Annotated in this window: 31 protein-coding genes; 20 read left to right on the top strand and 11 right to left on the bottom strand. The window is 42.4% G+C overall.

The features are described 5' to 3' along the window. The first annotated feature begins 312 nt into the window (after window positions 1-312). Window positions 313-768 carry a DinB family protein gene (locus tag ABD930_RS06570; RefSeq protein ID WP_345230928.1) on the top strand — a complete coding sequence of 152 codons (456 nt, stop codon included), beginning with the start codon at window positions 313-315 and terminating at the stop codon, window positions 766-768. Window positions 769-790: 22 nt separating this feature from the next. Here ABD930_RS06570 and ABD930_RS06565 read toward each other — a convergent pair whose 3' ends face one another. Then, window positions 791-1,477, bottom strand: a complete 687-nt coding sequence (locus ABD930_RS06565; protein WP_345230927.1) for an ArsR/SmtB family transcription factor — start codon at window positions 1,475-1,477, stop codon at window positions 791-793. A 92-nt stretch (window positions 1,478-1,569) separates the two neighbouring features. Here ABD930_RS06565 and ABD930_RS06560 point away from each other — a divergent pair, with 92 nt between their 5' ends. The 6 genes from ABD930_RS06560 (at window position 1,570) to ABD930_RS06540 (ending at window position 5,119) form a co-directional block, all read left to right on the top strand. Then, window positions 1,570-2,721: a YbfB/YjiJ family MFS transporter gene (locus ABD930_RS06560; protein ID WP_345230926.1), complete on the top strand. Its 1,152-nt coding sequence runs from the start codon at window positions 1,570-1,572 to the stop codon at window positions 2,719-2,721. A 478-nt stretch (window positions 2,722-3,199) separates the two neighbouring features. Beyond that, window positions 3,200-3,400, top strand: coding sequence for a heavy metal-binding domain-containing protein (locus ABD930_RS21845; RefSeq protein ID WP_425571107.1), 201 nt, complete (start codon window positions 3,200-3,202; stop codon window positions 3,398-3,400). After that, the gene (locus tag ABD930_RS06555; protein WP_425571106.1) at window positions 3,343-3,558 is read left to right on the top strand and encodes a hypothetical protein; all 216 of its coding nucleotides are present in this window, start codon (window positions 3,343-3,345) and stop codon (window positions 3,556-3,558) included. The genes ABD930_RS21845 and ABD930_RS06555 overlap by 58 nt, the downstream gene beginning before the upstream one ends. Before the next feature lie 32 nt (window positions 3,559-3,590). Beyond that, entirely contained in the window at window positions 3,591-3,764 is a 174-nt protein-coding gene (locus tag ABD930_RS06550) for a hypothetical protein (RefSeq protein ID WP_345230986.1), read from the top strand. Window positions 3,765-4,121: 357 nt separating this feature from the next. Further along, entirely contained in the window at window positions 4,122-4,253 is a 132-nt protein-coding gene (locus ABD930_RS06545; protein WP_345230924.1) for a hypothetical protein, read from the top strand. Window positions 4,254-4,285: 32 nt separating this feature from the next. After that, window positions 4,286-5,119 carry an alpha/beta fold hydrolase gene (locus ABD930_RS06540; protein ID WP_345230923.1) on the top strand — a complete coding sequence of 278 codons (834 nt, stop codon included), beginning with the start codon at window positions 4,286-4,288 and terminating at the stop codon, window positions 5,117-5,119. A 479-nt stretch (window positions 5,120-5,598) separates the two neighbouring features. Here the strand turns inward: ABD930_RS06540 and ABD930_RS06535 are convergent, their stop codons facing one another. Then, a complete protein-coding gene (locus ABD930_RS06535) occupies window positions 5,599-6,750 on the bottom strand; it encodes a cytochrome-c peroxidase (RefSeq protein WP_345230922.1) in 1,152 nt (383 codons plus the stop codon). 110 nt (window positions 6,751-6,860) lie between these two features. On the opposite strand from ABD930_RS06535, the gene ABD930_RS06530 reads away from it, so the two are divergent. The 8 genes from ABD930_RS06530 to ABD930_RS06495 all read left to right on the top strand — a co-directional run bounded on the left by ABD930_RS06530 (window position 6,861) and on the right by ABD930_RS06495 (window position 17,960). Next, window positions 6,861-9,638 carry a TonB-dependent receptor gene (locus tag ABD930_RS06530; protein ID WP_345230921.1) on the top strand — a complete coding sequence of 926 codons (2,778 nt, stop codon included), beginning with the start codon at window positions 6,861-6,863 and terminating at the stop codon, window positions 9,636-9,638. 11 nt (window positions 9,639-9,649) lie between these two features. After that, window positions 9,650-10,978, top strand: a complete 1,329-nt coding sequence (locus ABD930_RS06525; protein ID WP_345230920.1) for a DUF4876 domain-containing protein — start codon at window positions 9,650-9,652, stop codon at window positions 10,976-10,978. Window positions 10,979-10,993: 15 nt separating this feature from the next. Next, window positions 10,994-12,553 carry a DUF6850 family outer membrane beta-barrel protein gene (locus ABD930_RS06520; RefSeq protein WP_345230919.1) on the top strand — a complete coding sequence of 520 codons (1,560 nt, stop codon included), beginning with the start codon at window positions 10,994-10,996 and terminating at the stop codon, window positions 12,551-12,553. 521 nt (window positions 12,554-13,074) lie between these two features. Next, window positions 13,075-15,018, top strand: a complete 1,944-nt coding sequence (locus ABD930_RS06515) for a prenyltransferase/squalene oxidase repeat-containing protein (protein ID WP_345230918.1) — start codon at window positions 13,075-13,077, stop codon at window positions 15,016-15,018. Next, window positions 15,008-16,195, top strand: coding sequence for a zinc metalloprotease (locus ABD930_RS06510; protein ID WP_345230917.1), 1,188 nt, complete (start codon window positions 15,008-15,010; stop codon window positions 16,193-16,195). The genes ABD930_RS06515 and ABD930_RS06510 overlap by 11 nt, the downstream gene beginning before the upstream one ends. 50 nt (window positions 16,196-16,245) lie before the next feature. After that, entirely contained in the window at window positions 16,246-16,410 is a 165-nt protein-coding gene (locus ABD930_RS06505) for a hypothetical protein (RefSeq protein ID WP_345230916.1), read from the top strand. An 82-nt stretch (window positions 16,411-16,492) separates the two neighbouring features. Continuing rightward, window positions 16,493-16,657, top strand: a complete 165-nt coding sequence (locus ABD930_RS06500; RefSeq protein WP_345230915.1) for a hypothetical protein — start codon at window positions 16,493-16,495, stop codon at window positions 16,655-16,657. A 79-nt stretch (window positions 16,658-16,736) separates the two neighbouring features. Then, entirely contained in the window at window positions 16,737-17,960 is a 1,224-nt protein-coding gene (locus ABD930_RS06495) for a carboxypeptidase-like regulatory domain-containing protein (protein ID WP_345230914.1), read from the top strand. On the opposite strand, the gene ABD930_RS06490 is transcribed toward ABD930_RS06495, so the two are convergent. Beyond that, window positions 17,961-18,431: a hypothetical protein gene (locus ABD930_RS06490; RefSeq protein ID WP_345230913.1), complete on the bottom strand. Its 471-nt coding sequence runs from the start codon at window positions 18,429-18,431 to the stop codon at window positions 17,961-17,963. Next, window positions 18,428-19,003 (bottom strand): peptidoglycan-binding protein, encoded by a 576-nt coding sequence (locus ABD930_RS06485; protein ID WP_345230912.1) that lies wholly within the window; start codon window positions 19,001-19,003, stop codon window positions 18,428-18,430. Before ABD930_RS06485 ends, ABD930_RS06490 begins: the two co-directional genes overlap by 4 nt. Before the next feature lie 224 nt (window positions 19,004-19,227). On the opposite strand from ABD930_RS06485, the gene ABD930_RS06480 reads away from it, so the two are divergent. Together ABD930_RS06480 and ABD930_RS06475 are read left to right on the top strand one after the other, a co-directional pair. Next, complete coding sequence (locus tag ABD930_RS06480) at window positions 19,228-19,458, top strand: hypothetical protein (RefSeq protein WP_345230911.1); 231 nt, start codon at window positions 19,228-19,230, stop codon at window positions 19,456-19,458. Continuing rightward, entirely contained in the window at window positions 19,445-19,744 is a 300-nt protein-coding gene (locus tag ABD930_RS06475) for a type II toxin-antitoxin system RelE/ParE family toxin (protein WP_345230910.1), read from the top strand. Before ABD930_RS06480 ends, ABD930_RS06475 begins: the two co-directional genes overlap by 14 nt. 6 nt (window positions 19,745-19,750) lie before the next feature. Here the strand turns inward: ABD930_RS06475 and ABD930_RS06470 are convergent, their stop codons facing one another. From ABD930_RS06470 to ABD930_RS06455, 4 genes are all read right to left on the bottom strand, one after another. Then, a complete protein-coding gene (locus tag ABD930_RS06470) occupies window positions 19,751-20,104 on the bottom strand; it encodes a hypothetical protein (protein ID WP_345230909.1) in 354 nt (117 codons plus the stop codon). 119 nt (window positions 20,105-20,223) lie between these two features. Continuing rightward, entirely contained in the window at window positions 20,224-20,772 is a 549-nt protein-coding gene (locus tag ABD930_RS06465; RefSeq protein ID WP_345230908.1) for a DUF6266 family protein, read from the bottom strand. A 53-nt stretch (window positions 20,773-20,825) separates the two neighbouring features. Beyond that, window positions 20,826-21,470 carry a DUF6266 family protein gene (locus ABD930_RS06460; protein WP_345230907.1) on the bottom strand — a complete coding sequence of 215 codons (645 nt, stop codon included), beginning with the start codon at window positions 21,468-21,470 and terminating at the stop codon, window positions 20,826-20,828. 251 nt (window positions 21,471-21,721) lie between these two features. Continuing rightward, window positions 21,722-21,904: a hypothetical protein gene (locus tag ABD930_RS06455; RefSeq protein WP_345230906.1), complete on the bottom strand. Its 183-nt coding sequence runs from the start codon at window positions 21,902-21,904 to the stop codon at window positions 21,722-21,724. A 191-nt stretch (window positions 21,905-22,095) separates the two neighbouring features. Between ABD930_RS06455 and ABD930_RS06450 the strand changes: the two genes are divergently transcribed. Both ABD930_RS06450 and ABD930_RS06445 read left to right on the top strand, forming a co-directional pair. Next, the gene (locus ABD930_RS06450) at window positions 22,096-22,314 is read left to right on the top strand and encodes a hypothetical protein (protein ID WP_345230905.1); all 219 of its coding nucleotides are present in this window, start codon (window positions 22,096-22,098) and stop codon (window positions 22,312-22,314) included. Between the two features lie 22 nt (window positions 22,315-22,336). Further along, a complete protein-coding gene (locus tag ABD930_RS06445; protein ID WP_345230904.1) occupies window positions 22,337-22,675 on the top strand; it encodes a type II toxin-antitoxin system VapC family toxin in 339 nt (112 codons plus the stop codon). A 119-nt stretch (window positions 22,676-22,794) separates the two neighbouring features. Here the strand turns inward: ABD930_RS06445 and ABD930_RS06440 are convergent, their stop codons facing one another. Further along, window positions 22,795-23,112, bottom strand: a complete 318-nt coding sequence (locus ABD930_RS06440) for a MerR family transcriptional regulator (protein WP_345230903.1) — start codon at window positions 23,110-23,112, stop codon at window positions 22,795-22,797. Window positions 23,113-23,397: 285 nt separating this feature from the next. Here ABD930_RS06440 and ABD930_RS06435 point away from each other — a divergent pair, with 285 nt between their 5' ends. Beyond that, window positions 23,398-23,649 carry a hypothetical protein gene (locus tag ABD930_RS06435; protein ID WP_345230901.1) on the top strand — a complete coding sequence of 84 codons (252 nt, stop codon included), beginning with the start codon at window positions 23,398-23,400 and terminating at the stop codon, window positions 23,647-23,649. Here ABD930_RS06435 and ABD930_RS06430 read toward each other — a convergent pair. Further along, a complete protein-coding gene (locus tag ABD930_RS06430) occupies window positions 23,630-24,220 on the bottom strand; it encodes a hypothetical protein (protein ID WP_345230900.1) in 591 nt (196 codons plus the stop codon). The two genes, ABD930_RS06435 and ABD930_RS06430, sit on opposite strands and share 20 nt — an antisense overlap. Window positions 24,221-24,224: 4 nt before the next feature. After that, the gene (locus ABD930_RS06425; RefSeq protein ID WP_345230898.1) at window positions 24,225-24,959 is read right to left on the bottom strand and encodes a LytR/AlgR family response regulator transcription factor; all 735 of its coding nucleotides are present in this window, start codon (window positions 24,957-24,959) and stop codon (window positions 24,225-24,227) included.

Below are 24,959 nucleotides of genomic sequence, written 5' to 3'. Positions count from 1 at the left end.
TTTTGTCTTTGGCGAGTGACCCGTTAAGGAATAAGTTAAAAGTTACTATAAGGTTATTGCGTGAGATATTCTTTATTCCATTTATAATTTTTTGCAGACTTCTTTTCTTTCCACACGGCGTCCAAAGAAATGAAGTAAAAGAGCGTTGTTTGATCTTAACTGAATGCTTATCAATATGTTCTTTTATTGTTTAAATTTGCTGTCATAAGTAATGAATTAATTGCTGACTATTACAAAATACGCATTGCGGGTGTTTGTGAATTATAAAGCATTTTACAATAACCCGCAAGTACAAAAACATTGACAAAACAAATGCAAGCATTATTCAAAGCGTGGAAAGCAAGCCGAAAACTATATCTGGATTTATTTGATACGTATTCCTTAGACCAACTCAATAAAATTCCTGCCGGATTTAACAACAATATGATTTGGAACATCGGACACATCATTGCTACACAGCACAAACTGATTTACAAGGGTTCAAATTTACACGGACATATTTCCGATGAGCTGTTCAACAAATACCAATCGGGAACCAAGCCTACCGAACCTGTTTCCCAACAAGAAGCAGATGAATTGAAAACCCTGTTGACTTCACAGATTGAACAGACAATTAACGATTATCAAAATGGCATTTTTGTTACCTATAACGAACGAACAACAGGGATAGGATTTCACTTAACATCTGTGCAAGATGCTTTTGAATGCAATAACTTTCACGAGGGTCTGCACTTGGGATATGCTATGAGCATCAGAAAGTTTGTTTAAGGCAAATCATCTGGCGTTCTTATCAGGATACTGTTACGCCAAACAAATCGCCAATCTCTTTGCGACCCTTTGCGGTTACAATCATTTCTCTGGAAAACTGCACTTTTCTGAACCATTTTCGCTGTAACATAGCCTTTAACAAATCCGCACCGAGTTGCCCTGCTAAATGAGAACGGCGTTCCGACCAATCAAGGCATTGCCTTGTCAAAGGACGACGGATATTTTCATACTCGCTTTGCTTGATATTAAATTGCAGCAGCCAGTCCCAACCTTTTTTTGTAACCGAATATTGCTTGTCTTCCATTTTCAGATAATTCTTCTTTTGCATTGCTTCAACAAGTTGAATGCTGACCGTTCCCGCCAAATGGTCGTAACAAGTTCGGCAACGTTTCATACCTGTTGAAACTGATTGTATCGTTTTACGCTTGTTTTTGAGTTGAGCCAATTGTGCCAGTGCTTCGATAACATAAGCTACTTCTGCATTTGAAAAAGAATAGTAACGGTATCTTCCCTGATGCTCTACTTTTAACAATCCTGCTTCCAAAAGTTTAGACAAATGATTGCTGGCAGAAGTAATCGACAGGTTCGCAAAAGCAGCCAATTCCGAAGCTGTATAACCACTTCCGTCCAACAGATACCATAATATTTTGGCTCTTGACGGTTCACAAATAAGTGCTGTAATCTGTGTGAAATTCTCTGAAACATCCATACTTCATTATTAAATGAAGTGTAAATGTAGTGAAGTTTATAATTTTGTACAAACAAATTTTCCAATATGAATAATCTTAATATACGAAAATTATGGAAAGAATAAAAGTAATTATAGCAGGGATATGTTCTTTAATCCTCACCGCCGGCATTGCCCGGTTTTCATACACACCGCTTTTACCCGTGATGAAAGAACAAGCCAATCTATCGGCTGTTGCAGGTGGTTTGCTGGCGGCAATAAATTATATCGGTTACTTCACAGGGGCGATAATTGCCATAAAATTAAAAAGCCATTTGCATAAGTTTTATTTCTATCGCATTTCATTAGTTGCAGCCATTGTTACCACTGTTGCAATGGGATTTACAACCAACTATTTTGCTTGGGGAATGCTGCGTTTTTTATCAGGAATTTCAAGCATTGCAGGGTTTACCTTGGCATCGGGTTTGGTTTTGGAGTGGCTCACAACGCACCATTTCAAAAAAGAATTAGGACTTCATTTTTCGGGAATTGGCTTGGGCATATTTTTTTCGGGCGTTGTTTTTTTGCTTTTTGAAAAATCATTTTCGTGGGACAAACTTTGGTTTATATATGGCGTGTTGGGCATTTTGTTTTTTCTTCCCGCTTGGTTTTGGCTACCAAAACCCACAATAGAAGCAGCGAATAAAACAAGCGTTTCATCTGCCGAAAATGTTTCCCGGAAATGGTTTTGGCTGATGCTATCCGCTTACTTTTGTGCAGGTTTCGGCTATGTGATTAGTGCTACTTTTATCGTTGATATGCTTAAACAATTGTCTACATTTCAAGGAAAGAGTGCGTTCATCTGGTTAATTGTCGGGCTTTCTGGAATGCCTGCAACCTATTTGTGGGATTTCATTTCCCGAAAAACAGGGGCAATCAATTCACTGATAATCGCTTACTTGTTACAGGTGGTTTCGGTGTTAATTCCCGCTTTTAGTGCGGCTCAAATTCCCAACCTCATCGGGGCAATCCTTTTTGGAAGTACCTTTGTCGGAATTGTGAGTTTAACGCTCACGCTGATTGGCAACAACTATCCGCAAAATCCCGTAAAAGCAATGTCAAAACTCACTTTAACGTACGGACTAGCTCAAATTATAGCACCCATCATTTCGGGTTATTCGGTAAAAACAACCGGAAACTATGTAACGATACTTTGTATAACAGCCCTATTAATCGTAGTCGGCACCTTTTTACTAGTGCTGTTGCAATGGGTTGAAAAAGATTGAAAGCTCTAAACGGCTGGCGGTTATTTTAGGACGCCACGCATTTAACAAACGAGAATACACTGATTTTGAATTTATGAAACATTATTTATCTACAATTTTAGGCTTTTCTATCTGGGGGACATTTGCATTCCTATTAAAACCTTTGAAACATTATCCGTCATTAGACATCTTGCTCCATCGTGTAATCTATGCTTCAATTAGTATTATTGTAGCTTGTGCATAATAATAAAAGCCTTCAACCGGGGAGATTGAAGGCTTCCTAACTAACCAATTATAAACCTAAATTATGATGATACAAAGATAGTGTACGAAATACACATTTCAAAATCTTTTTACACCTTTTGCAAAGGATGATTTAAGGATGACAATACATGGAGCGGTATTTTCTGTTGATGGCAGATTGCGCCGTTAAGCTGAAAATTTTTTAGCATATACCTATTAATCATAAACCATACAATGCTTTAATCAATCAATAGCAATGGAACATCATTCCTCCCATCAACATGGAGCACATCCGCATGGGCACCAAGAGACTATACAACATACCGCTCATCAGAAGAGCAGCTACACTTGCCCCATGTACCCCGAAATTATCCGCGACAAGCGCGGCACATGCCCTATATGCGGTATGAAGCTCGTTACCATGAAAGCAATTCCACTGTTGTTCTTACCCTCGTAATACTGCGGCAATTGCTGGAAGCCCGTGCACAAGGTAAAACCAAAAGCGCCATCAAAGAATTACTGAAATTGGCCCTCAATAAAGCGACACGCATTAGGGACGGGCAAGAAGAGGAGGTAGAAATCAATATCATTCATTCCGGCGATTTGCTGCGGTAAAGCCAGGGGAAAAAGTTCCGGTAGGTGGAAGTATTGAAGATGGAAACGCCGTTATTGACGAATCTATATCTCTGATGAGCCCATCCCCGGTGGAGAAGAAAAAAGGCGATCCCGTACAGGCCGGAACCATCAATGGAAATAAAACCTTTGTAATGGTAACCGAAAAGGTAGGCAGTGAAGTGGTATTGCCAGAGCCCATACCTTAAGCAAACACGTAATGGCCAACATCAAACAGAACCTATTTTTCGCCTTGGGCTATAATATTTTGGGTATTCCATCGCTGCCGGTTTGCTTTACCCTATTTGGGGCGTGTTACTTTCACCAATGATGCCGCATTGGCCATGAGCTTTAGCTCGGTTTCGGTTATTCTGAACGCTTTACGTTTAAGGAGTCAGAAAATTAATTAGGTATATTAACGCTTTGATGCAAACACGGGCGACACATTGTCGCCCAATTATTACCTTATTCATAGCTATCGTTTGGCATATTTTGGCGACCTTTATATCATTCACCATTTATACAGAGAACATATTGACAGTAAGGAATCAAACCCAGTTAAGCTTATGAAAAAATATATCGCCCTCTTTACGCTAATCGCCATGTCTGCTATTGCTCATGCCCAAAACGCACGCCCTGTATTGGATATTATGTTAACGAATTACCAATACCCCTATCGGTTCATTTCCTCGATGTAGACAATCAGCAAGAAGTGCTTAAAAAGGCCTATATGGATGTAAAACCCGAAAAACCAAACGGGAAAACCGTTGTGCTGCTTCATGGTAAAAACTTTAATGGTGCCTACTGGAAAACTACCATCCAAGCGCTAACGGGCGAAGGATACCGTGTTGTAGCACCTGATCAGATTGGCTTCGGAAAATCTTCCAAACCAACAAATTACCAATTCACCTTTCAGCAATTGGCGCAAAATACGAAAGCTATTTTAGACGAATTAAAGCTGGATAAAATTTACCTATTGGGCCATTCCATGGGCGGGATGGTAGCCACACGTTTCACGCTGATGTATCCCGAAATGGTTGAAAAACTGATACTTGAAAATCCCATCGGCTTAGAAGACTGGAAGCTTGTTGCCCCTTATACCTCCATTGACCAAAATTACCAGACTGAATTGAAAGCAGATTACGCATCTGCCAAAAAATACCAGTCGGGATTTTATTATGATAATAAATGGAAACCGGAATATGACGAATGGGTATACCTCCTCACCGGTTGGACGAAATCACCCGATTATCCAAAAGTGGCCCTCGTAAACGCTAAAACATCCGATATGATTTTCACGCAGCCCGTTGTCTACGAATTTCAAAACATCAAGGCACCTACCCTTTTAATTATTGGAACACGAGACCGAACGGCTATCGGAAAAAACCAAGTGAAAGATCCAAAAGTGGCCGCTCAAATGGGCCAATATCAAAAGCTGGGAAAAGCAACCCAGCAAAAAATTAAAGGTTCAAAGCTTGTAGAACTAGACAATGTAGGCCATCTTCCACATATCGAAGTTTTTGACCGGTTTATACAACCTTTAAAGGAGTTTTTAAAGCAATAAAAAAGCCTTCAACCGGGGAAATTGAAGGCTTTTAACTAACCAATTATAAACCTAAATTATGATGAGACAAAGATAGTGTACAAAATACACATTTACAAGTATTTTTCTCTCTTCTGCCTCATTACCAATAACCAATCAAATCCTGCCTATTTACCCCCATTTTTTAGGTGCTAACCGTGGCACGACCATGCGCTGATTGTGCCACGATCGGGTTTTTCTCACTCGGTGCTTAATCCGCACTTAATCGCGCGTTGGTATACGGTAGAAGAAAGGGCGAAGTTGGTGGTCATTATACTTGAGTTTGGAACCATTGGAGGTAGGCATCCAATTGTGAAACTAAGAAATAAGGCAGGTTGAGTAAAGTTAGGGTAATTTTTTGTAATTATTTACACAAAGTTAGGGTAATTTTTAAGCAATTTACGCACAAAGTAAGGGTAATTATTTACTGCTTTCTGCACAATTTAGGGTGATTTTTATACTTAATCCCTTGGCAACTGTTCCGGTCGACGCATTTTGTACTGTGTAGCCGTTACTGATTCCAGAAAAGCCGCAATAGCGTGTATTTCTGTTTTTGTTAAGTTTAATTTCTTCATGAGCGGATCGGTAACCGGATATAAAGGATCAGCCGCTTTTTGTTCCGGCTTGGCCGATACCATCTGCATGCCACTGTTATAGATATTCAGTACGCCTATAATATTATCAAATAAACCGTTGTGCATCCAAGGATTGGTATTCATCACATCACGTAAAGATGGCGTGCGGAATTTACCCACATCCTGTGGATCATGCGTAATCACGTAACGACCTAAATCTTCATATTTACGTTTATAATAGGTAAGGCCAATGTTGTGGAATTGCTCATCTGTTAAGTATTGCCCGTTATGACAGTTCATGCAACGAGCCTTGGTACGGAATAAATGCATGCCATACACTTCCTCATCACTCAGTTGCTTAAATTCGCCATTCAAAAACCGATCAAACCGGCTTCTTCTGCTCGTTAGGGTACGTTCAAAACGCGCCAAGGCTTTACCAATGGCATCGAAGGTAATGTCCTCCGTTCCAAATGCGGCTTTGAACAATCTGCGGTAAGCTTTAATTTTATGCAGTTTCTTGGGTAGTTTCGTGCCATCCATGGCCATTTCGTTATGTGCCTCGATGGGACTTTTTACCTGTTCTTCCAAGCTAGATACCCTTCCATCCCAGAAAAAGCTTTTTCGCTGACTCACATTCAATAGCGAAAGGGTATTGCGGGCGCCCGTTTGATGGTCGTGCCCAACAGAAACCGATAATTTATCGGCCCATGAAGTCTGCGGGTTATGGCAACTGCTACACGAAATCTGGTTAGAACCCGAAAGTATAGGGTCAAAAAACAATAGCTTTCCTAATACGACATCCGGTTGTTCCATTAGGGTAAAATAAGCGGTATCCACTCCCGGGAGTGATTTAAATTCTACCCAATTAACGCCCGAATCAATCGTAGGCTTTGGCCATTGCGTTATTGGCCGTTGATATAAATCACGCAGCTGCTGTATGGCTATGCCATCTTCTGCCTGTTCAAAAGCCTTAAACGAACTCTGTAACACCAGGAGTATTAAGGACATTGCACCTAAAACCTTCCATTTCTTGCTCATCGCGGCAAAAATAAACATTATACAGACTTAATATAAATAAACTTTGCTTTTTCAAAAGCGATTGCTCATTTTTGCAGCATTATTTAAACTCAGTCTAAACAGTAAAAGAAATGCGGGCTTATGCCAGATGGTTTGGATTGCTTTGCAGCTTATTGATTTTCCATCATTCCATAGCAATCGCTCAAAGCACGTTAAAAGGACTTGTTGTAGATGAAAACAACCGGCCCCTTCCTCATGCTTCTGTTAAGCTAAAGGGCATTGGTTATGAAGTTCGGACTGATGAAAATGGACGCTACCAAGTAGACCGTTCGGTTATGGGCGCCGACAGCTGTATACTCATTTTCTCTTATATGGGGAAGCAGACTGTTGAACGAGCACTAACGTTTCCTATAACGACACTTCCCGTTGTTAAACTACAGAATACATCACTTGGGCTCGATGAAATTGAAATTACAGCTCAAAGTACCGGCGGTTCTACCAATTCCTCTCTTGTCATCAATCGCGAAATGTTAGAGCGTTACCCATCATTGAGCCTGAATGATCTACTGAATTTTCTGCCCAACCGCAAAATTACGCCGCCTTCTTTGCAAGAAATGCAGAATGCTACGCTGCGGTCGGCATTTGAAAGGACGTTAAACGGCTCGCGGCATGTTCAAGAGCTAAACAATTCCTTTGGTGTTGCCATTATTGTAGATGATATTGCACAGAGCAATAATAGTAATATGCAAAGTCTGAACCCTGGCATCACCGGCTTAGGCGCTGCTCATGTCGGCATTAATGGCAGCCAGTATAATCTACAGGGCAATAATGTCTCAAACCAAATGAAGTATAGTGGCGAAAGCACCTTTGGTGGTATTGACCTTCGACAAATCCCGACCGAGAATATTGAAAAAATAGAAGTTATTACCGGCGTACCTTCCGTGCGCTATGGCGACCTCACTAGTGGAGCCATAATCGTCGAACGGCAAGCCGGTAAATCCCCCGCTTATTTTCGCATGCAGTTACGTGATAATGCAACCTCTTATGGTTTTTCTGATGGCTTCAATCTCGGCAAAAAAATTGGCGACATCAATTACAACATTAGCTACGTCAATTCATTTGCCGATAACCGAGACAAAATTAAGCAGTATAACCGTATCAACGGCTCCCTGATCTGGACTACTCGCTTTGGCAAACAAGAGCGGTTAAAGCACACGCTATCGGCTACCTATGGCCGTCATATCGATGGTGTAAAACGCGATGAAGACGACCCACAATCGCCCATGGTCAAATTCAACAATTGGAACCTCAACCTAAGCAGCAGATGGAGTTACCAAACCAACGGTAATTTTTTTAAGCGCTTTGCCTTAAACTTGGGTTATAGCACCAGTCACCAGGAAACATATCGGGAAACGTCTGTAAACAGTGCATTTGTACTTTATACCGATGCCACGCAAACCGGCATTGTAGAAGGCACCTATGACGCCGGTATCTACCGTGCGGTTGATCATATCGACGGGCGCCCCCTCAATTTAACGGCACGTCTGGAAAGCTATGCCTTATGGAAAACCGGCGCAATTCAACACACCCTGAATATAGGTACTACGGCTGATTATTCTGCCAATAACGGAAAAGGGCGTCTGTCCGATCCCGCTAGGCCCCGTCAAAATCTTGGATCAAACAGCGAACGCTATTATGATTTCCATCTAGCGGTAGCGGCTAAAGATGTAGGTGCTTATATCGAAGATCATTTTAAGGTAGCTATTGCCCAAAGACCCCTATCCATTACCGCCGGTGCCCGTTGGGACAGTCAAAACGGCTACAGCTCTTTTTCGCCACGTACCAACCTCAATTACCGTTGGAACGACAACCTTCAATTCGGCTTAGCCTATGGCTTAGCCTTTAAGGCACCCGGTTTAGCCCATCGTTATCCCGGCCCGGTATTTACCGAACTCGTCTTGCTGAATGCCTATAACGGAAAAGTTAATGAAAGCACCTCCCGGATATATGTCGACCGTTATGATCCCCCATCCGATCATTTAAAACCCAGCCAAAGCCAAACCATCGAATTTACCGCCCGCTGGCAGAAAGATGGTCATCGTTTGGCTTTCAATCTGTACCATCGCACCAATAAAAACGGTATAAACAGTTATACCAACTATGTTTATCCACAATTGCCGGTGTATACAGCAATAGCACAAACAGGGCAAAAACCCATCGTTGAACAAACCGGGACCGTCGTAAAAGAAATTCAACATAGTATGCTGGCTAATGTGCTCCGTTCTACCGACAATGGCTTCGAAGTCATGTACAGCTCACCGCGGGTGGCCGCCATTGCCACTTCGTTTAATGCAAGCGGCGGACTGTATCGTACAGTTAGCTGCAGTAATATGGTCAGCCCAGAAAACATCACCAATACCGGGACCGACCCCAATGATATTGTCCGTGGTTATTACCTTCCCAGCAGCTCTTTAAGTTATAGCAGTAACGGTCGTATCGGAAGCGCCACCCATTTACCTCGTCTGAAATTGATCTTTGAGTTTACGGCCGATTTCCAGCTCATGAACTATAGTAAGCAAAAAGATTATAGTTTCCAACCGATAGCGTATATGACCCGCGATTTCACGTATTATGCCATCGATCACTATGACGCAAGCAATCCCGACCATAAATTGCTGTATGATTTACGTGTAAAAGATTATACGGAAGACAACATCAGTCGCAATCTGTTCGCCGCCAATTTCCATTTTAGTGTCGCTAAAGAAATCAATGAACGCTTGCGGATATCGTTCAACGTTTACAATTTCCTGGATTACCAACCGCGTATTTATCGTGAAAAACTGACGTCAAAAGTTTTGACACCTAATAGTAAGCCCAATTTTGGAGCAGAAATATCTTTTAAACTATAAAACACCAACAGATGATGAAAAAGTTCATACTCCTTTTCGTAACCCTCGCCAGTCTGGCTGCCTGTAAAAAAGATAGGCCAGAAAGCACTACAGTTGATCTTCAGGTACAGCTTAGTTCTGCCCTGTCTCTTGCTGACCAGCAATCTTTTCCTTTCGATCAAGTAAAAGTAACCCTAATCAACCTACGGAATCAATCGACTTCCGAATTAACACCCGATGCATCCGGTAAATTAACGTTCACCGGCATTGCCGCAGGCGATTATAACATTAACGCCGCCGTTACCCTGAGCCGAAGTGATTATGAGGCACTCACGGGCACCGATCCTGGTGCTGATGTTTCCTTCAACGCTTCCCAAAATAACCTGAACATTCCGGTAGGTTTCTCGGAAACCATATCACTCGAATTGGTAAACGGTACTTCAGGTGCATTTTTAATTAAACAGGTCTATTATGCCGGTTCTGACACAAAGAATGGAGCCAATTTCCGTGATCAATTTCTTGAAATATACAATAATACCGACGAAGTATTGTATGCCGATGGCTTATATGTTTCTCGTTTATGGGGTAAACAACGGCCTGAAGACAAGGCTGATTATTATCAGGAGAACGGACAACTTGACTGGAGCAAATCGCGCGGTATGCCCAGCGACATCGACGCCAATAAAGATTATGTATACCTGCGTGATCTATTCCAGGTTCCTGGTTCAGGCAATGAGTACCCTGTAAATCCCGGTGAAAGTATCATCATTGCTCAAAACGCGCTCAACCATAAAGTGCCTTTTACCAATAATAAAGGAGATGAAGTGTCTGTTAAAGATCCCGATTTAACGGTCGATTTGAGCGATGCAGACTTTGAAGTCTATTATGGCGACATTCCAGGAAAAACACCATTTGCCACCGATATAGATAATCCAAGCGTACCCAATATGCTTCCGATTAATTACGATGGAAACGACTGGATACTCGACAGTAACGGAAAAGACAGCTATATTATCTTTAAGGCAGAAAACGGCTTAGATGTAACCACATTGAATGCTTATTACGAACCGCTGATTGCAGAACCGGGTCCAAGCGCCAAAACCTATATTCAATTGCCGGTAGACGCCATCATGGATGCTGTTGAGGCACAACCGAACTTGGCCGAAGATCGGATACCGAAAAAACTCCGCCCCGATTTCGATGCAGGTTTCGCTTTTGTTACTTTGGGTCGCTATTCCTCGCAGGCCATTATTCGTAAAACGGAACGTACAGAAGGGGGACGGAAAATATTGAAAGACACGAACAATTCGACAGAAGATTTTGTAGTCATCAAGGCCAATCCAAGAGGATTCGCAGACTAAGTTAAGCTCGTGCATATGTATCCGAACTATCGTATCATACTTATTCTTTTGGTTCACTGCTGTGCCCTGCAATATGCATATGCAGACGTGCCCGACAGCCTAGATCAGGCTGATCGGGCACGTTATGCCCTCGATCCAGTGGCAACTTATGAACGCGTTTACATCCGCGAACAGCCCATCTGGATTCGTAACTGGAAAGATAATTTTAACCAGCTAAGTTTACGTACCACATACGATAAAGGTCGGTATATCCCTGCACAAGGCAGCACCCGAACCCGTGCCTATTATTTTGATACCGAGGGAAAAACCACTTGGCGCAAGGTACAACTCTACGGGCGCTTCGCTTACACCAAACAATACGAAGACAGCACCCGATTGCGGCATCAAACCCGCATTAACGAATCAGCACCCCTATATTTTGGATCATTGCGGTATAATCATTACGAACGTTCTGTTTACCAACTACAGGCAGCACTACAGAAAGATCTCTTAGCGGAGAATCTCCCACTTACACTGGGGCTTAATTACCGGGTAGGCGAACATTTTTCTAACAATGACCCACGCGGTGCCATCAACGATTTTCAGTTGAATTTACTAGCGGCTTTGGGTTACCGTTCTCCAGCATGGCAATACCATGCCACCTTTCGTTACGGATATGGCCGAGAACGGGTTCAGGTAGCCTACAAAAATGAAAAGTATACGGAGAATGTAGAAGATCCGCTATATGTAAACTGGTACAATAATGGTTATGGCAATGCCATCCAGAAAACCAATGCAATTAACTACAATGACGACATGAAACGCTTCGGCGCGGGTGCGCATGTAGCCTATAACGCTAATGCGGCCAATACCTGGCAAGCCGATGTGGATTGGTTACATGAGCAGCAGCAATTCAAGCAGTACAATGAAAGTCCGCTCACTTATGCTTTATTCAATACCTATAACGAAGATCGTTTTACCACGTCTGTGTTCTGGAAACATCATCCTTCCAGCAACACTGATTTTAATTGGAACATCCATCTTGAAATGATCGACGGCCATGATGATCATCCCACCTTGGGTGTTAGTAATTACCTATACCGTAAGGAAAGCTACGGTAGTACCTGGAGGCTTAACAAAAACCGCTGGCATTACCTGGCAGCTATAGACTATCACTACCTCTTACAGCAAGACGGCAATACATCCGCCATGAGTGAGGTAAGCCAACTACAATTCCAATTGGGATTTGGTAGAAATTGGGTATTAGGCACAGGAGGCCAACAGGTACAGGTACAGCTTCGTGGTGGTTACCATTTACCCCTCAGCGGCGAGTTTGCCTTCAATAACATCAATGAAAGCTATTTTGTCAACCACGTTATCTATTATGATTATCTTTACCGATACAGCCCTGCCACGGAGACTGGTGCTTCATTCACCTATCTTTTTCCTACTGGAAACAAAGGCATGAATTGGTCTATTGGCCTATCAGCAGATTATATCTTGCGCGGCACACTTCCCGATTACACTTTTCAACCCTTATCTATTCCTGGAAAAAATCGCTTGAGCAGCTTTTTACAAGTAAACGTATATTTTTAGACTAACTGACCAGGAAAATCTCTTTACCCGGTTCAGTTAATGATATATGATTAACCAATTATTGCGTTTTCCTTATTCATCATCCAGTATATTTTGGCGATGGGGCTACTGATCGTAAGCTTTAGCGTTGCCACGACGCAAACAACCGTTCGGTGCGGGCATAATAAAAGCCTTCAACCGGGGAGATTGAAGGCTTCCTAACTAACCAATTATAAACCTAAATTATGATGACACAAAGATAGTGTACAAAATACACATATGCAACTTATTTCATCTTTTTTATAAAGAATGATTTCTCGATGACAAATCATGTAGGAGCCAACATCTACCTTCACCTCATTAAACATAAATGTTGAACAAATTTGACTGGATGCAAGACCTTCCATTCTCTTAGTTAAACACAGTACTTACCATGCAATGAAAATAATGGTTTTCAGGGATTGACGTAAGCTATAGCATCGTTTATTTTTAACAAAAATTATGATGTGTTGCCTGCACGGGCAAAAATGGCTGGACGAATTATGAAACAATTTAACGCGTATGTGAATCTGTTACCTATCGACCAATCGGATAAGGAAACACTAACAGCACCAGAACTTTATCAGGAACATGCTTTTTACCTCAATTTGATTTCCTTTCTTACTGAAAATTCAGATATAACCATTCCCCAGCACAGCCTAGATAACTTATCGTTTGCCAGCTATCTTTATTTTCGGGCCTTATTGGCTTTTGATCATAGTTTAGATAGTAGAGATACCCCTGGGGCCAAGCGGGTTAATTTAGCTGTTTTTTTCGCTTTCTTTGAACGATCTGCTGCAGAACTTGGCCGATTATATAACGATCACCATCCTTTCTGGAAGCATTTAGCATCATGTAAACAACGGTACTTCAATGCCATATTCCTTGAAAAACAATGGTCTGCACAAAAACCAACCCTTTCCGAAGACCTTTTTGAAAAGATAGCTGTAGGCAAATCAGCGGTTTGCGACGCGCTTGTATATGCTTTAAACGGACTGGCGCCTGTCCCCTTCCCACACAGCATACAATGGCTAGAATGCTTACATCGCCTGCATATGGCCTTTCAATACCTGGATGATCTAGACGATTTCAAGAAAGATGTAGCAGAAGGACAATGGACCTATATCCAAAGTTTGGTAGCTGAAGCATTAAAAGCACAAGGTCATTCCCCTCAGTCTATTTCAACAGCAGCACAATACCGTTACCTTTTCTTATCCGGTATCGCTGAAAACCATTTGCGCAAAGCCATACAACACTTACAAATCGCTAAAGCTATTGCAGAAAAGGCTCAGTTAAGACAATTAATGGCCTTTATCGATACCAAAGAAGAACGGTGCCGTAACCAAATCAAGGAGATTAATTTACTCGTTCAAAAAACTAAGGATAAAACGCATAAAAGCCAGGTATTACTAGCGGCAGATACCATCTTACCAGCATACACTACAGCGCAACACCTACAAAAAGCGATTCATTTCCTAAAAGATAGTTTAGGCCATGATGGTTATTGGCATGACTTTCTTACGTCGGCCGGTTTTGGCAGGGATTGGATTACAGCATATGTGGCTTTGCAACTAGGCGATATTGGCGATCATAAAAACCTGTTACAGGAAATCTCTACAAAACTTTTATCCACTATAGAAACGGGGTATAACGAACACATCATCGGCGATGCAGACTCCATGAATTTTCTTATTTGGTTACATGGACAATATGCAATGGATATCCCCAGTCGCTACATCAAACGATGGATGTCTTTTATGCACGCCAACGGCGGGTGGAGCACCTACCATCAGGAATCAGCGCTACGCGAGAAATTGCAGCTTGGTGATGAAATATCCCTTGCGGGTTGGTTAAGTCCCCACAATTGTGTTAGCGCCGTAGCAGCATGCGTATTATTGTCGCTAAAAAACACAGCAGCAGCAAGTAAAACGCTCGATTATTTATACCAGCAACAAACATCCGATGGTTACATTTCGTCGTACTGGTGGACCAGTCCGGTATATGCCACCTCTTTTACGCTAATGGCTTTTAGCACCTCCGGAAAATACCAGCAGCCGGCCGCTAAAATGGCCAACTGGCTAAGCAGCCAGCAAAAGCCTCAGGGTTATTGGGATAACCCGAAAGCAAATGAAGCTAGTGCTCTTTATACGGCACTGGCCATCAAGGCACTGCTGTTGTACGATAGTGATCGTTATCAAGATTCTATTCAACGCGGTATACACTGGCTCTTAGCCCATCAAATGAATGATGGAAGTTGGCAAACCAACCGTGTACTTCTTCTTCCAGCTACCGACGTTATCGATCCAGAGCAAGTAGCACACTGGCGCAACAGTTCTTTCGGCGTCAATGTCATGATAGACGACCACAATCGCTTATTTACAACAGCAACCGTGCTCAACGCACTTCACCAATATGAACAAAAACATGCATTAGCCTATGTTAATTGAAGGAATATCGTTATCGGCATCCCATAAAAACCAATGGGTATTGTACACACCAGACGGCCGTCATCTCCTGCTTAATCAAGCCAGCGCAGCGCTGATTCGTTTATTACAAGAAAACCAAGACTTGGAAAATGCTACAACAGCCTTTAATCAACAGTTCAAGGTTAATTTGAGTACGGCCGATTTCAATCAACTTATTCAGCATAAATTAGCCGGTTATGGTATCCTTACCACGGATGCCAACCTGCCAAAGCGAAAAACAAGCCCATACCTCTCTTTAAAAATACCTTTTTTTTCACCAGCAATAGCCGGTATACTATCCAGTCCTTTTCGTCCACTTTTTAAACCAACGGTATTTCGGGCATTATTCGGTCTGCTTATGGTGGTGATGATTGGTGGACTCGTGTACTATTCACAAGCAGCACCTACGTGGGCAAACATTAACTGGTTATTAGTAGCCTGTCTGGTTTATCCTGCTGCCTTGATCCACGAGCTGGGGCATATTGCAGCTTGCCGTGCGGCAGGTATTTCGCATGGATCCATCGGTTTTGGCTTTTACCTTATTTTCCCCGTGTTGTATGCCGACGTATCTCATGTGTGGCAAGCATCCAAAAAACAACGGATCATTGTCAATCTTGCTGGGGTAACCAACGAGCTCCTTTACGCCACTTGCCTATTGGCTATCTATTATTTTACTACATCACCCTCGTTTCTTCTAGCATTCTACCTCATCCTATTAAAAGTATTGTTTGAGCTGAATCCTTTTGCCCGAATGGATGGGTATTGGCTTTTCTCAGACATCACCAATACTCCCAATTTGTTAGCAAAGGCCAACGGACGGATTAAGGAAGTGTTCACCTATCTATTTGTGCCCAGCAAAAGAAACCACATCTCCTTCAACCGTACAGAAAATTGGCTATTGCTGTATGGAACCATGAATGTGCTCTTTATTTTAGTTTACGCTGGGATTATGCTGAACAGGGAGGCGGACCTTATTGTCAATTTTCCTAAGATCGTGATCGATCTTTTGCTAAAAACCGTACAACTGGAGGTCACCTTTGATGTCCTTAAAAAGGAGTATCTCTTTGTGTTCATCTTCTATTGGCTAGTAGGATCTTTTCTGTATAAACTCATCAAAAAACTGTACTTGGCATCGTTTAAGTTAAGCCGGACGACTTAAGATGCTTTATAGAATAACATCCGGTTAACCACTTATGATACACCGTAAAAATGGAAAATGAAAAAGTAAAAGTAGCCGATTACAACGCTGAATTAGTTGAACTTTTTGAAGTAGAAGAACTAGAAGAAAGAATGGAATTTGCCACTTGGGGTCTTTCTGCCAAGGCGAGCAATAAGGACACGGAAGTGCAATTATTTCTCGCGCTACCGGTGTAAAATCTAAAAGCCCAGTTATGTTATACCGGGTGGCATACTGGCCTTTATTCAACACATCCGGCTAAAAATAAATTTTAAAATTATGAAAGATGTAACAGCAAAAGTAGCCGATTACAACGCTGAATTAGTTGAACTTTTCGAAGTAGAAGAACTGGAAGAACGCATGGAATTTGCCGCTTGGACGCTTTCTGCTAAGGGAAACAACAACAGCTGGGAAGCCGGCGCATCCGTTACGTTTGAGGTGTAGATACCCTAATCGGTTTCACACCCACTTCATTGGAGCAATGTTATACAGGGGTATGCATTGCTCCATTTAATGATTACGCATGAAAATAACATTTTTACGTCCTTTATTTGTTATCCTTACGCTTACTCTACTGGTTGTATGGCAAGCACTCTTTGCCCAAACATCCACATTTAATATACAAGGAAAAATTACAGACGCAACGGATCACCAAGCGCTTGCTTATGTTCGTATTTACAATGCTACGCAGCACACGAACATCGTGAGCAATGAAGCAGGTGCTTTTGAAATAGCCACAAACACATTGCCCCTTACACTCATTCTCTCTTCTGTGGGTTACCAATCCAGCACGATTACCATCAAGGAAGAAACGAAGAACTTGAACCTCCATCTCCAGCCTGCCACCATTAGTCTTGATACGGTGTCTATTGGTGGAAATGATGCGCTCCGACTACTTCGTGAAGCTTTCCGAAAAGCGGCGCCCTATGCAAAGAGCAAGTACTACGGCAAAGGTTACATCAGGCAATTTACCCAAGAGGGTGACGTTTATACCGGCCTACAGGAAGTATTTTTCAACGGACAGTGGCAAAATTTTGCAATGACTGCCTGGCAACCCCTTCAAGGGCGGTATGCAAACGTCAAAAAGGCGATGATTAGCTTCAGCAATCTCAGTTTTCTCAGTTTCATGGCCACCGGATACCTTTCAAGTAATGTTATTACCACTCCAATCAGCCGCAGGCCCGATTCGCTCTACCATTGTACCGTAGCACGGTATGTTGATGATCATACCGCAAGAGCGATCGCAGTCGTGAAATGTACGCCAAAAGATAAGCAACGCAGCAATCTTTTTTCCGGAGACATTTATATTGACACCAAAACATTTGATGTGTGGAAGCTCGATGGGCAGATCATTAATTTTTCATTTGATTTAAGTGGGCCACTCCGCTTAAAAAACACGGAAGTTAAGGTCTTGATCAACTTCAAAAAATCCGAGCAGGGTTCTTCCTTACTTGATTTTGCCGAACTTCGATTTAGCAGCAAAGCCACCTTTGGTTTTGTTACCGCCAAAAAGTTAACCTATGTTGCTAAGATCTTGATGTATGCCTATGACGATCAACTTTCGAAAGGGCCTTACACCATCATTACACCAAAAATACACGACATCAATGTCCTGAAAAACACACCCTATGATCGTGAAACCTGGAAAAACAACTCCTTGATTTTACATACCACGCAGGAAGACGAGATTATTTCTTCTTTTGAAAATAAAAAACTGATTAGTAATTATTTACATAATGGTGATTAGCTATGAAGTCCTTTTCTTTAAAAAACGATACAGCATGGCTACAAGGATAAGCATTAGGCCGGCATAAATAAACCAGGGTTGTTTTACCAAGCCCTCTTTGGTTTGCTGTGTTTGTTGCGCCGATTGCCACAATTCCTCCTGTTCTACCGCACGTTGGCTCCGTTTCTGTCCTATACTGTCTATCCATTGCTGCACAAAGGCATAGCTCCCCTTATCGCGTATCCACACTTCATTTGCCTTAATCCCGCTATCCGGACTGATGTACACCTCTCCTTTTAACCACCAAATTGCATCATAAGCAGAATTTCCGCTCTCGCCGAATCGTAGGACCTCGCTTTTCGCAAGGCTCGTATCGGCATAAGTAAGGGTTCTCTCACTGCGCATCATATTAGCTGCACTTTTCCATTTGTTAGCGGTACAGGAGGCCAAAGCCTCCGTAACGCATAACAACCATAAGGGTAATTTTTTCATCGTTTTTCCTCCTTTCCTATCCAATCAGCAATTGCGTAGAGGCTTTTTATGGGCCTGCGCTTGCGGTATACTCCATCCCCTTCCCTGCTGCCGCTATCATTGGTATTGCCCTCTACCGTGATCACTTCCTGATCACCCCATTGGTCGATGAAACCGCAGTGGGCAATGCGCTTGAGGGAGGAGAAGTAAAGGCCGAATACAGTTGCCAGTTGTGCGTTGCCAGTTGCGCGTGACCCTTTTGTAGTTGCGCGTTGTGCGTTACGCGTTGCGAGCAGTTTTCCTTGCTTCCAGATGAGTTTATCATTTGGGAAGAGGCTGGCCGCCCAAGCTGTTTTGGGGTTTTCCACACCAGTCTGCCCCAGCACCCAGCAGACAAAAGCAGCACACCAAGCATTCCCCTTACCAAGGCCAGTATAACGCAGGTAGGTCTCTACCTGTAGGCCATCATTATGGCCGCTAGCTTCGCGCACCCCGATCTGGCTATCGTAGCTGGTTTTTACTTGTTGGCGGATACTATCTTCCGACCTACGCATTTTGGCAGCATCCGGATTCGAGGCAGCTCTTGCTTCCATAGCTACGGCATCAACGTTGCCCATTACAGCAGTGCCGCAAGCGTACACACAAAGGCATAGAGCAATGCCAAAAAGAAACCGATATAAAAACTGATTTTTTTCCATGATTTTAAATTTTTAGTAAATCCTCCCCGTAAGATAGCTTTTAATGGCTATTACAAAATTCATTTTATATGCGTCGCAATTATTGCATATGAAAGTGAATTTATGTAAGTTTGAATATTATGACTACCATAACTGCTACAGTCCATAACAGCGAGGATGTTAAACTTCTACAAGAAGTACTTAACCGTTTCGGAATTGCATACACGATAAACGAGGAGACAGAAGAGTATGCCTTTACAGCATCTGAACTAAAGAGTTTCCGTGATACGCAAAAGGCTTTTAAACAAGGCAAAACGACCGCCAAAGACTGGAACGAAATTCAAAAGGACCTTAACCGTGCGTTCCATTAAATTACTTGAAAGAGCCGAAAAAGAACTATACGCTTCTGCCGAATGGTATGAGGAACAACAACAAGGACTATCCTCCAAATTCATTAAACGAGTTACCGCAACGTTAAATTTAGTCAAGAACGCTCCCCTGTTATTTCCAATAAGAACGGGTGATGATATTCGTTTTGCTCCAGTAAAGGTTTTTCCCTTCGTTATCATCTATTGGTTTGATAAACCTACTGATATCGTATACATTATATCGGTATTTCACACCTCAAGAGCTCCAAATTATCCAGAGAAAGATTAGTTCGATTTATACTATTGCCGCCAATGCCCACACAAAGGCATACAACAGGGCCAAGAAAAAACCTAAATAAAAGCTTACTTTCTGCCATGATAAAAGGGATTTAAAGTTCCGTTCAAAATGTTCTGCGGCATATTCGCCTAAGAAGGGCCAGTGTTGGTGCAATACCCATAGGCAGAGCTGCACAAAACTCAGTACGGCTACAGCGGCCACCAACACGGCACTTAAGATGCCATAATCTATTGGGGCTGCTGTTACATCCACCAAACGAATGAGCGGCTGGTAGCACAGGTATGCCAAAATGCTGGCCAATAAAAGGGTTATTAACAGGTATTTCCTGTAGATAATGATAAAATTTTCCATTGTTTTAAGTTTTAAGTTTTTAGTAATACGTCTTAAGTTATAAGAGCGGAAAGCATACAGCGCAAATCGGAAATAGTAAACCATACAGGCGCTCGCAACTCGCAACCGGCAACTCACAACTAATATGCTCCTAAGTAAACACTGCGCGAAAACCGCTTCCAATCGCGACTATGGGCCAAAGCATATACATGAACATTTGCATTGCGCAATTGTACCGGTAAATGGATCGTCGCTTTCCCATCAGTACGTGTCGCTATTTCGTCGTTGATGCCTGCAATGCGTAATTCCGGATTATACACACAGATGATCATCTCATCATCGGCCTCACCAGAGATCAGCCGTGATGAAGGGTCCTTATACTCCAACCGAATCAGTTCACCCATTCGGATAACCAGTATCTTAAGGGGCATAGACAAGGCACCTTTGCAAAGCAGCACTTTGGCAGGGTTCACATATTGCTCGGGATATTCGCCCTCTATGGCACCGTGTAACACTTGCGACATGGCCTGCCCTAAGGGCGTTTTGCGCTTATGCGGCAACCTACACCGATTGATCAAACCACTCAGCGGTGCCAGGAATTCCATAGCCAATTTAAAACGCTGCTGAACCGCCAAACGGCCATCTCCTTTTTCTTCTTCTGGCAATGCCAACTTTGAGATCCATTCCATCCTATCTATTTTTAAAGTAACGGTGCGGGCGCCCGCACCGCTATAGTCACACCTTAAGCGAGATTTACCATACCTAAGTAAGCACTTCTCGACACCTTCTTCTTCGTCCTATCGGCAAAGAAAATCCAAACATGCCCTTCGGCACCGAGGAAGTGGTTGGGCAACGTAATATCCACACTTTCATCGCCACGCTGCGGAGGTGCAGGTGCAGACAAAAACTGATCGATTGTTGGTTGATAGAGTAAGATATACACCCGATCGTCATCAGCCGTCTTGTACAGTTCATTCGGTGTAGTATCCCAACTCACTGAGAGAATCCCTTCGTTCACCGCAACGGTTTCCGAACCGCCACCCACAAAGCGTCCATCACTGATGCGCAGCTTACTGTAATCCAGCACGTAGTCCGGATAATCGCCCGTCAAAGCTGTTTCCAGGTTTTCTTTGAAGGCCACATTGACAGCCGTCATTAACGCTTCTTTTTTCTGGCCAAAGCCAATGCGGATAAATGCTGTGATGGGCAATAAGAAGCGCATCAAGGTGCGGAATTTAGCCTGTTGCACCAACTGTTCCTCTGTTGCAGGCTTTGTACGCTTTTTGTAGAGCCCTTTGATATAGTCGATGCTCTTCCAGCTACTGCCGATCACACTTCCTGCTTTTCCTTTGAAGCCACCGTTGGCTCCGTTTCTAATAGTTCCCATGTTTTTAAAAATTTGAAATTTGAAATTTAATCCTACGTATCGCGTTCTCTAATACCGGTATTGTTGCGTTACGCTGGCAAACATAGGGTGCAAAAAAAGCCATTACAAGCCATCGAGGTGGGCTGACGGTCTACTGACGGGGCATTATCAGGAAATTGACGGAATACTGAAGGAGTGGAACAATCTTCATGAGCTCCATTTCGGCATTCTAAGATCCGGCAGCTAGAGGCCACGTAATAGCACAACCTTTCCTAGGACATTTGCAGCTGAGCGTCTTCTTTTGTTTCTTTTCTTCCTCCGCAGAAGAAAAGAAAAGCGAATAACCAATCAAATTCGCCCTTTTTACCACCATTAATCGGGAGTTGATCGTGGCGCGATCGTGCACCGATCATGCTCGCATCGGGATTTTCCCGATCAGCGCATGTTCCGTACATGTTCGGCTAACGATACACGGTAGAAGAAAGGGCGAAGTTGGTACGGAATTGATAAGTAAGATGGAAGATTTTTTACTTTTTAATTCTGAATTTTGTCTACATGGTGCATCCAAGCGTTGGTATTCATGACGTCGCACAAGGAAGATGGCCTAGCTTTTGTTTATCAGGATGATTTTGATTAAGTTTGTCTTATGGATACTTTAACCATAAAAATACGGAATAAGAACGCCCTCAAACTTCTTCAAGATTTAGAGCAGCTTAAACTTATTCAAATTGTCTCCGAACCCAAACAGGTCAGTAAAAAGAAAATTTCTGAAACACTCGCTGGTAGTATTGGCAAAAAAGAAGCAGCAATTTATCACCGTGCCATTAAAACAATGCGTGACGAATGGGAAAGAAATTCTTATTAGATACCAATGTTATTATTGACTTTTGTTCATTTTACTTCCGGAGAAGGGTCATCAGTTAATTGCAAACATCATTGACCAACAACCTATTATTTCAGTAACTAACCAAATAGAACTTTCTTCTTTAATGAAGGTTCCTCCAGCTATCACAAACTTTTTAGCGTTAGCTGATATTATCCAGTTCAACCATGAAATTGTTGATGAAACCATACGTTTACGGAAGAAGTACAAAATAAAATTACCTGACGCTATAATTGCCGCTTCCACACTTACTACCGGTTGCACACTGATTACACATAATCTGAAGGATTTTGCTAATATAAAAGGATTGAAAGTAATTGACTCCTATTCCGGAGATTTGTAATAATATTTATCACGACAAACACAGCCATTGCAAAACACATTTTTATGTAGGAGTTTCGGCAACAACCGTTCATTATCCATTATCTTACGGCATACTACTTACACAAAGTTAAGGTAATTCTACCCTTCCAAGCCCCAATATTCCCGGCGTAGGCGTTCTACATCCTGATCGCGGAACTGCTTTTTACCTTTAGACAGTTTAGCCACGTTGATCTGGCCCTTGCGCTGGCAGCGCAATAAGGTACTATCGCTTATACCTACCCTATCCAGCACATAAACTGCATCGCGGTAAATAGTTTCTTCAGCTTCTTTATTCAGGATAAAACGGCTTATTTTTTCGGTGTGCTCTTTCAGATCGGTTACTTCTGCGAAAATTAAACGGAACAAATGGGCACAGCAGTGGCAAGGCGCAGGGTCTTTGGGGCTTGCGTTAGACATATTTATACAATAGATTTATGGTTTATAATTGTTCCTTGCCTTGCCTAGCAAATATTGCTATCTTTGAGGGAAGAAATTTAAAATTGTATTAAATGAATTAAAGAAAGATATTAATATATAATGTATTAGCGACAGCTATTTACACCTTACTTTCAAAAATACCACACGATTAAAGTACTCAAGGTTAAATGGACTGATCGCCCACCGTTTACGTGGGCGGCAGTTTTCTTTGAGTACGGGTAGTGGTATACCTTGAAAGTAGAGTAACGCGTCCACGTATTAATTATGACCTACTTCAGTATCCAAGACCTCCTATCCCAAAACATCGAAACCCTAGGTTTCAGTCAATCCTTTCAAGCAATTTGTAAGAAACAAAAGCTCTATGTACTACAAGACATTGTAGACCTTGGTATTCAGCACATTGCCCACCATAAAAGCTTTACGATTGCCTGGTTTGATGAATTGATGGATTTTCTAGAAAATCGCCATTTGCTACACCTTTTAAATCACACCAACACTACAGATGCCGATTGTTAATGAGGTTTACCAAATCCATTAACAGACGCCGCACTTTGAGAATGGTATTCCTATCGGTAGCATGAAACTTTTTGCGTAAACTTTCGTACGACAATTCTTCCTGCTGCAACGTGCCGATATGCCTACTGATAAACCGGAACAAGTTACCCTTTTTAGGTGTTTCGATGATATTTGCCTCATGCATCACATGAATCAGAAATAGCAATTGCATCGCTGTGATGGACACGCGAAAATATAAATCATCGGCATGCTGCCTAACCGTCAGTAAATCATGCAACTCCTCCCACAACTGCTTGTAAAAACGATAATGGTCTTGTGCAAACAGCTCTTTCGTTAAAGGTAAGTATGGTTTATCTTCCTTCCAAAGATCGATCAGTTCTACCCGCGATACCAACTTGCGCTCAGTCTCTTCTACATATTGCACTATCTCCGATACTAGTGATGCAAAGGCGTACTGCAGTTCCAATAAATCTTTCTTTTCCCAATCGGTCGTTAGTTTCTCCTCTTTAAAACGAGCCAGAAGCCTGCCTATACGTTGCAAAACTGCAGACCAGTCTTTCTTCTCTCCCATTTACTTATTGGCTATATAAGGCCTGTACCTTGGCTTTGAACTTCGCCCCAATGGCAAAAACCATTTTACTTCTACCCTTCAGCACCACGCATTTTGCCTGTAAGGTAGCGATGCGATTGCGGGGAACAATGGTTGACTTGCTGATCTGGATAAAACGAGGAGACGGGAGGCGTTGCATCAGTTCGCTTAATGTATTATCCACCGTAATAACCTCATTAATGGTATGAATCTGTACGCGTTTCAAATTGGTGGTAATGTAATCAATATCAGCCAATTCAATAATATCCTGCTGCATTTTACCCGATTTAACTGCAATGACGGCATCAAGGTCATCCACCTCGCTGCCGATATGGTGATCGTTGCTTCGGTTAATAACGCGGGCAATGGCTTTACTGAATCGCTCAAACGTAAAGGGTTTTACTAGATAGTCTACTCCATCCACGTCAAAGACCTCACTCCCCAAACGATTATCTGCCGAACAGAATACCACATGGATAGCCGGATCAAGCATGCGCTTAATATCCCAACCGTCTTTGCCTTTCATATGAATATCCAGAAAGAGCAGGTCAATGGTATGTTTTTCCAACAATTGCGGTACTTCTTCCGGTTTGGTGGTGATACAGGTTAAATTTAAATTAGGTGTCTCGTTGATGTACTTTGCGATGACCTGTATAGATGCCCATTCGTCATCGATAACCATGCAATTAAAAATTTGTTTAATGAGGTATTCGTTTGCCAT

The sequence above is a fragment of the Olivibacter ginsenosidimutans genome, assembly GCF_039542865.1.
Classification (GTDB): Bacteria; Bacteroidota; Bacteroidia; order Sphingobacteriales; family Sphingobacteriaceae; genus Olivibacter; species Olivibacter ginsenosidimutans.
The sequence above is the reverse complement of the archived record's forward strand: the minus strand, read 5'-3'. Positions and strand labels throughout refer to the sequence as shown.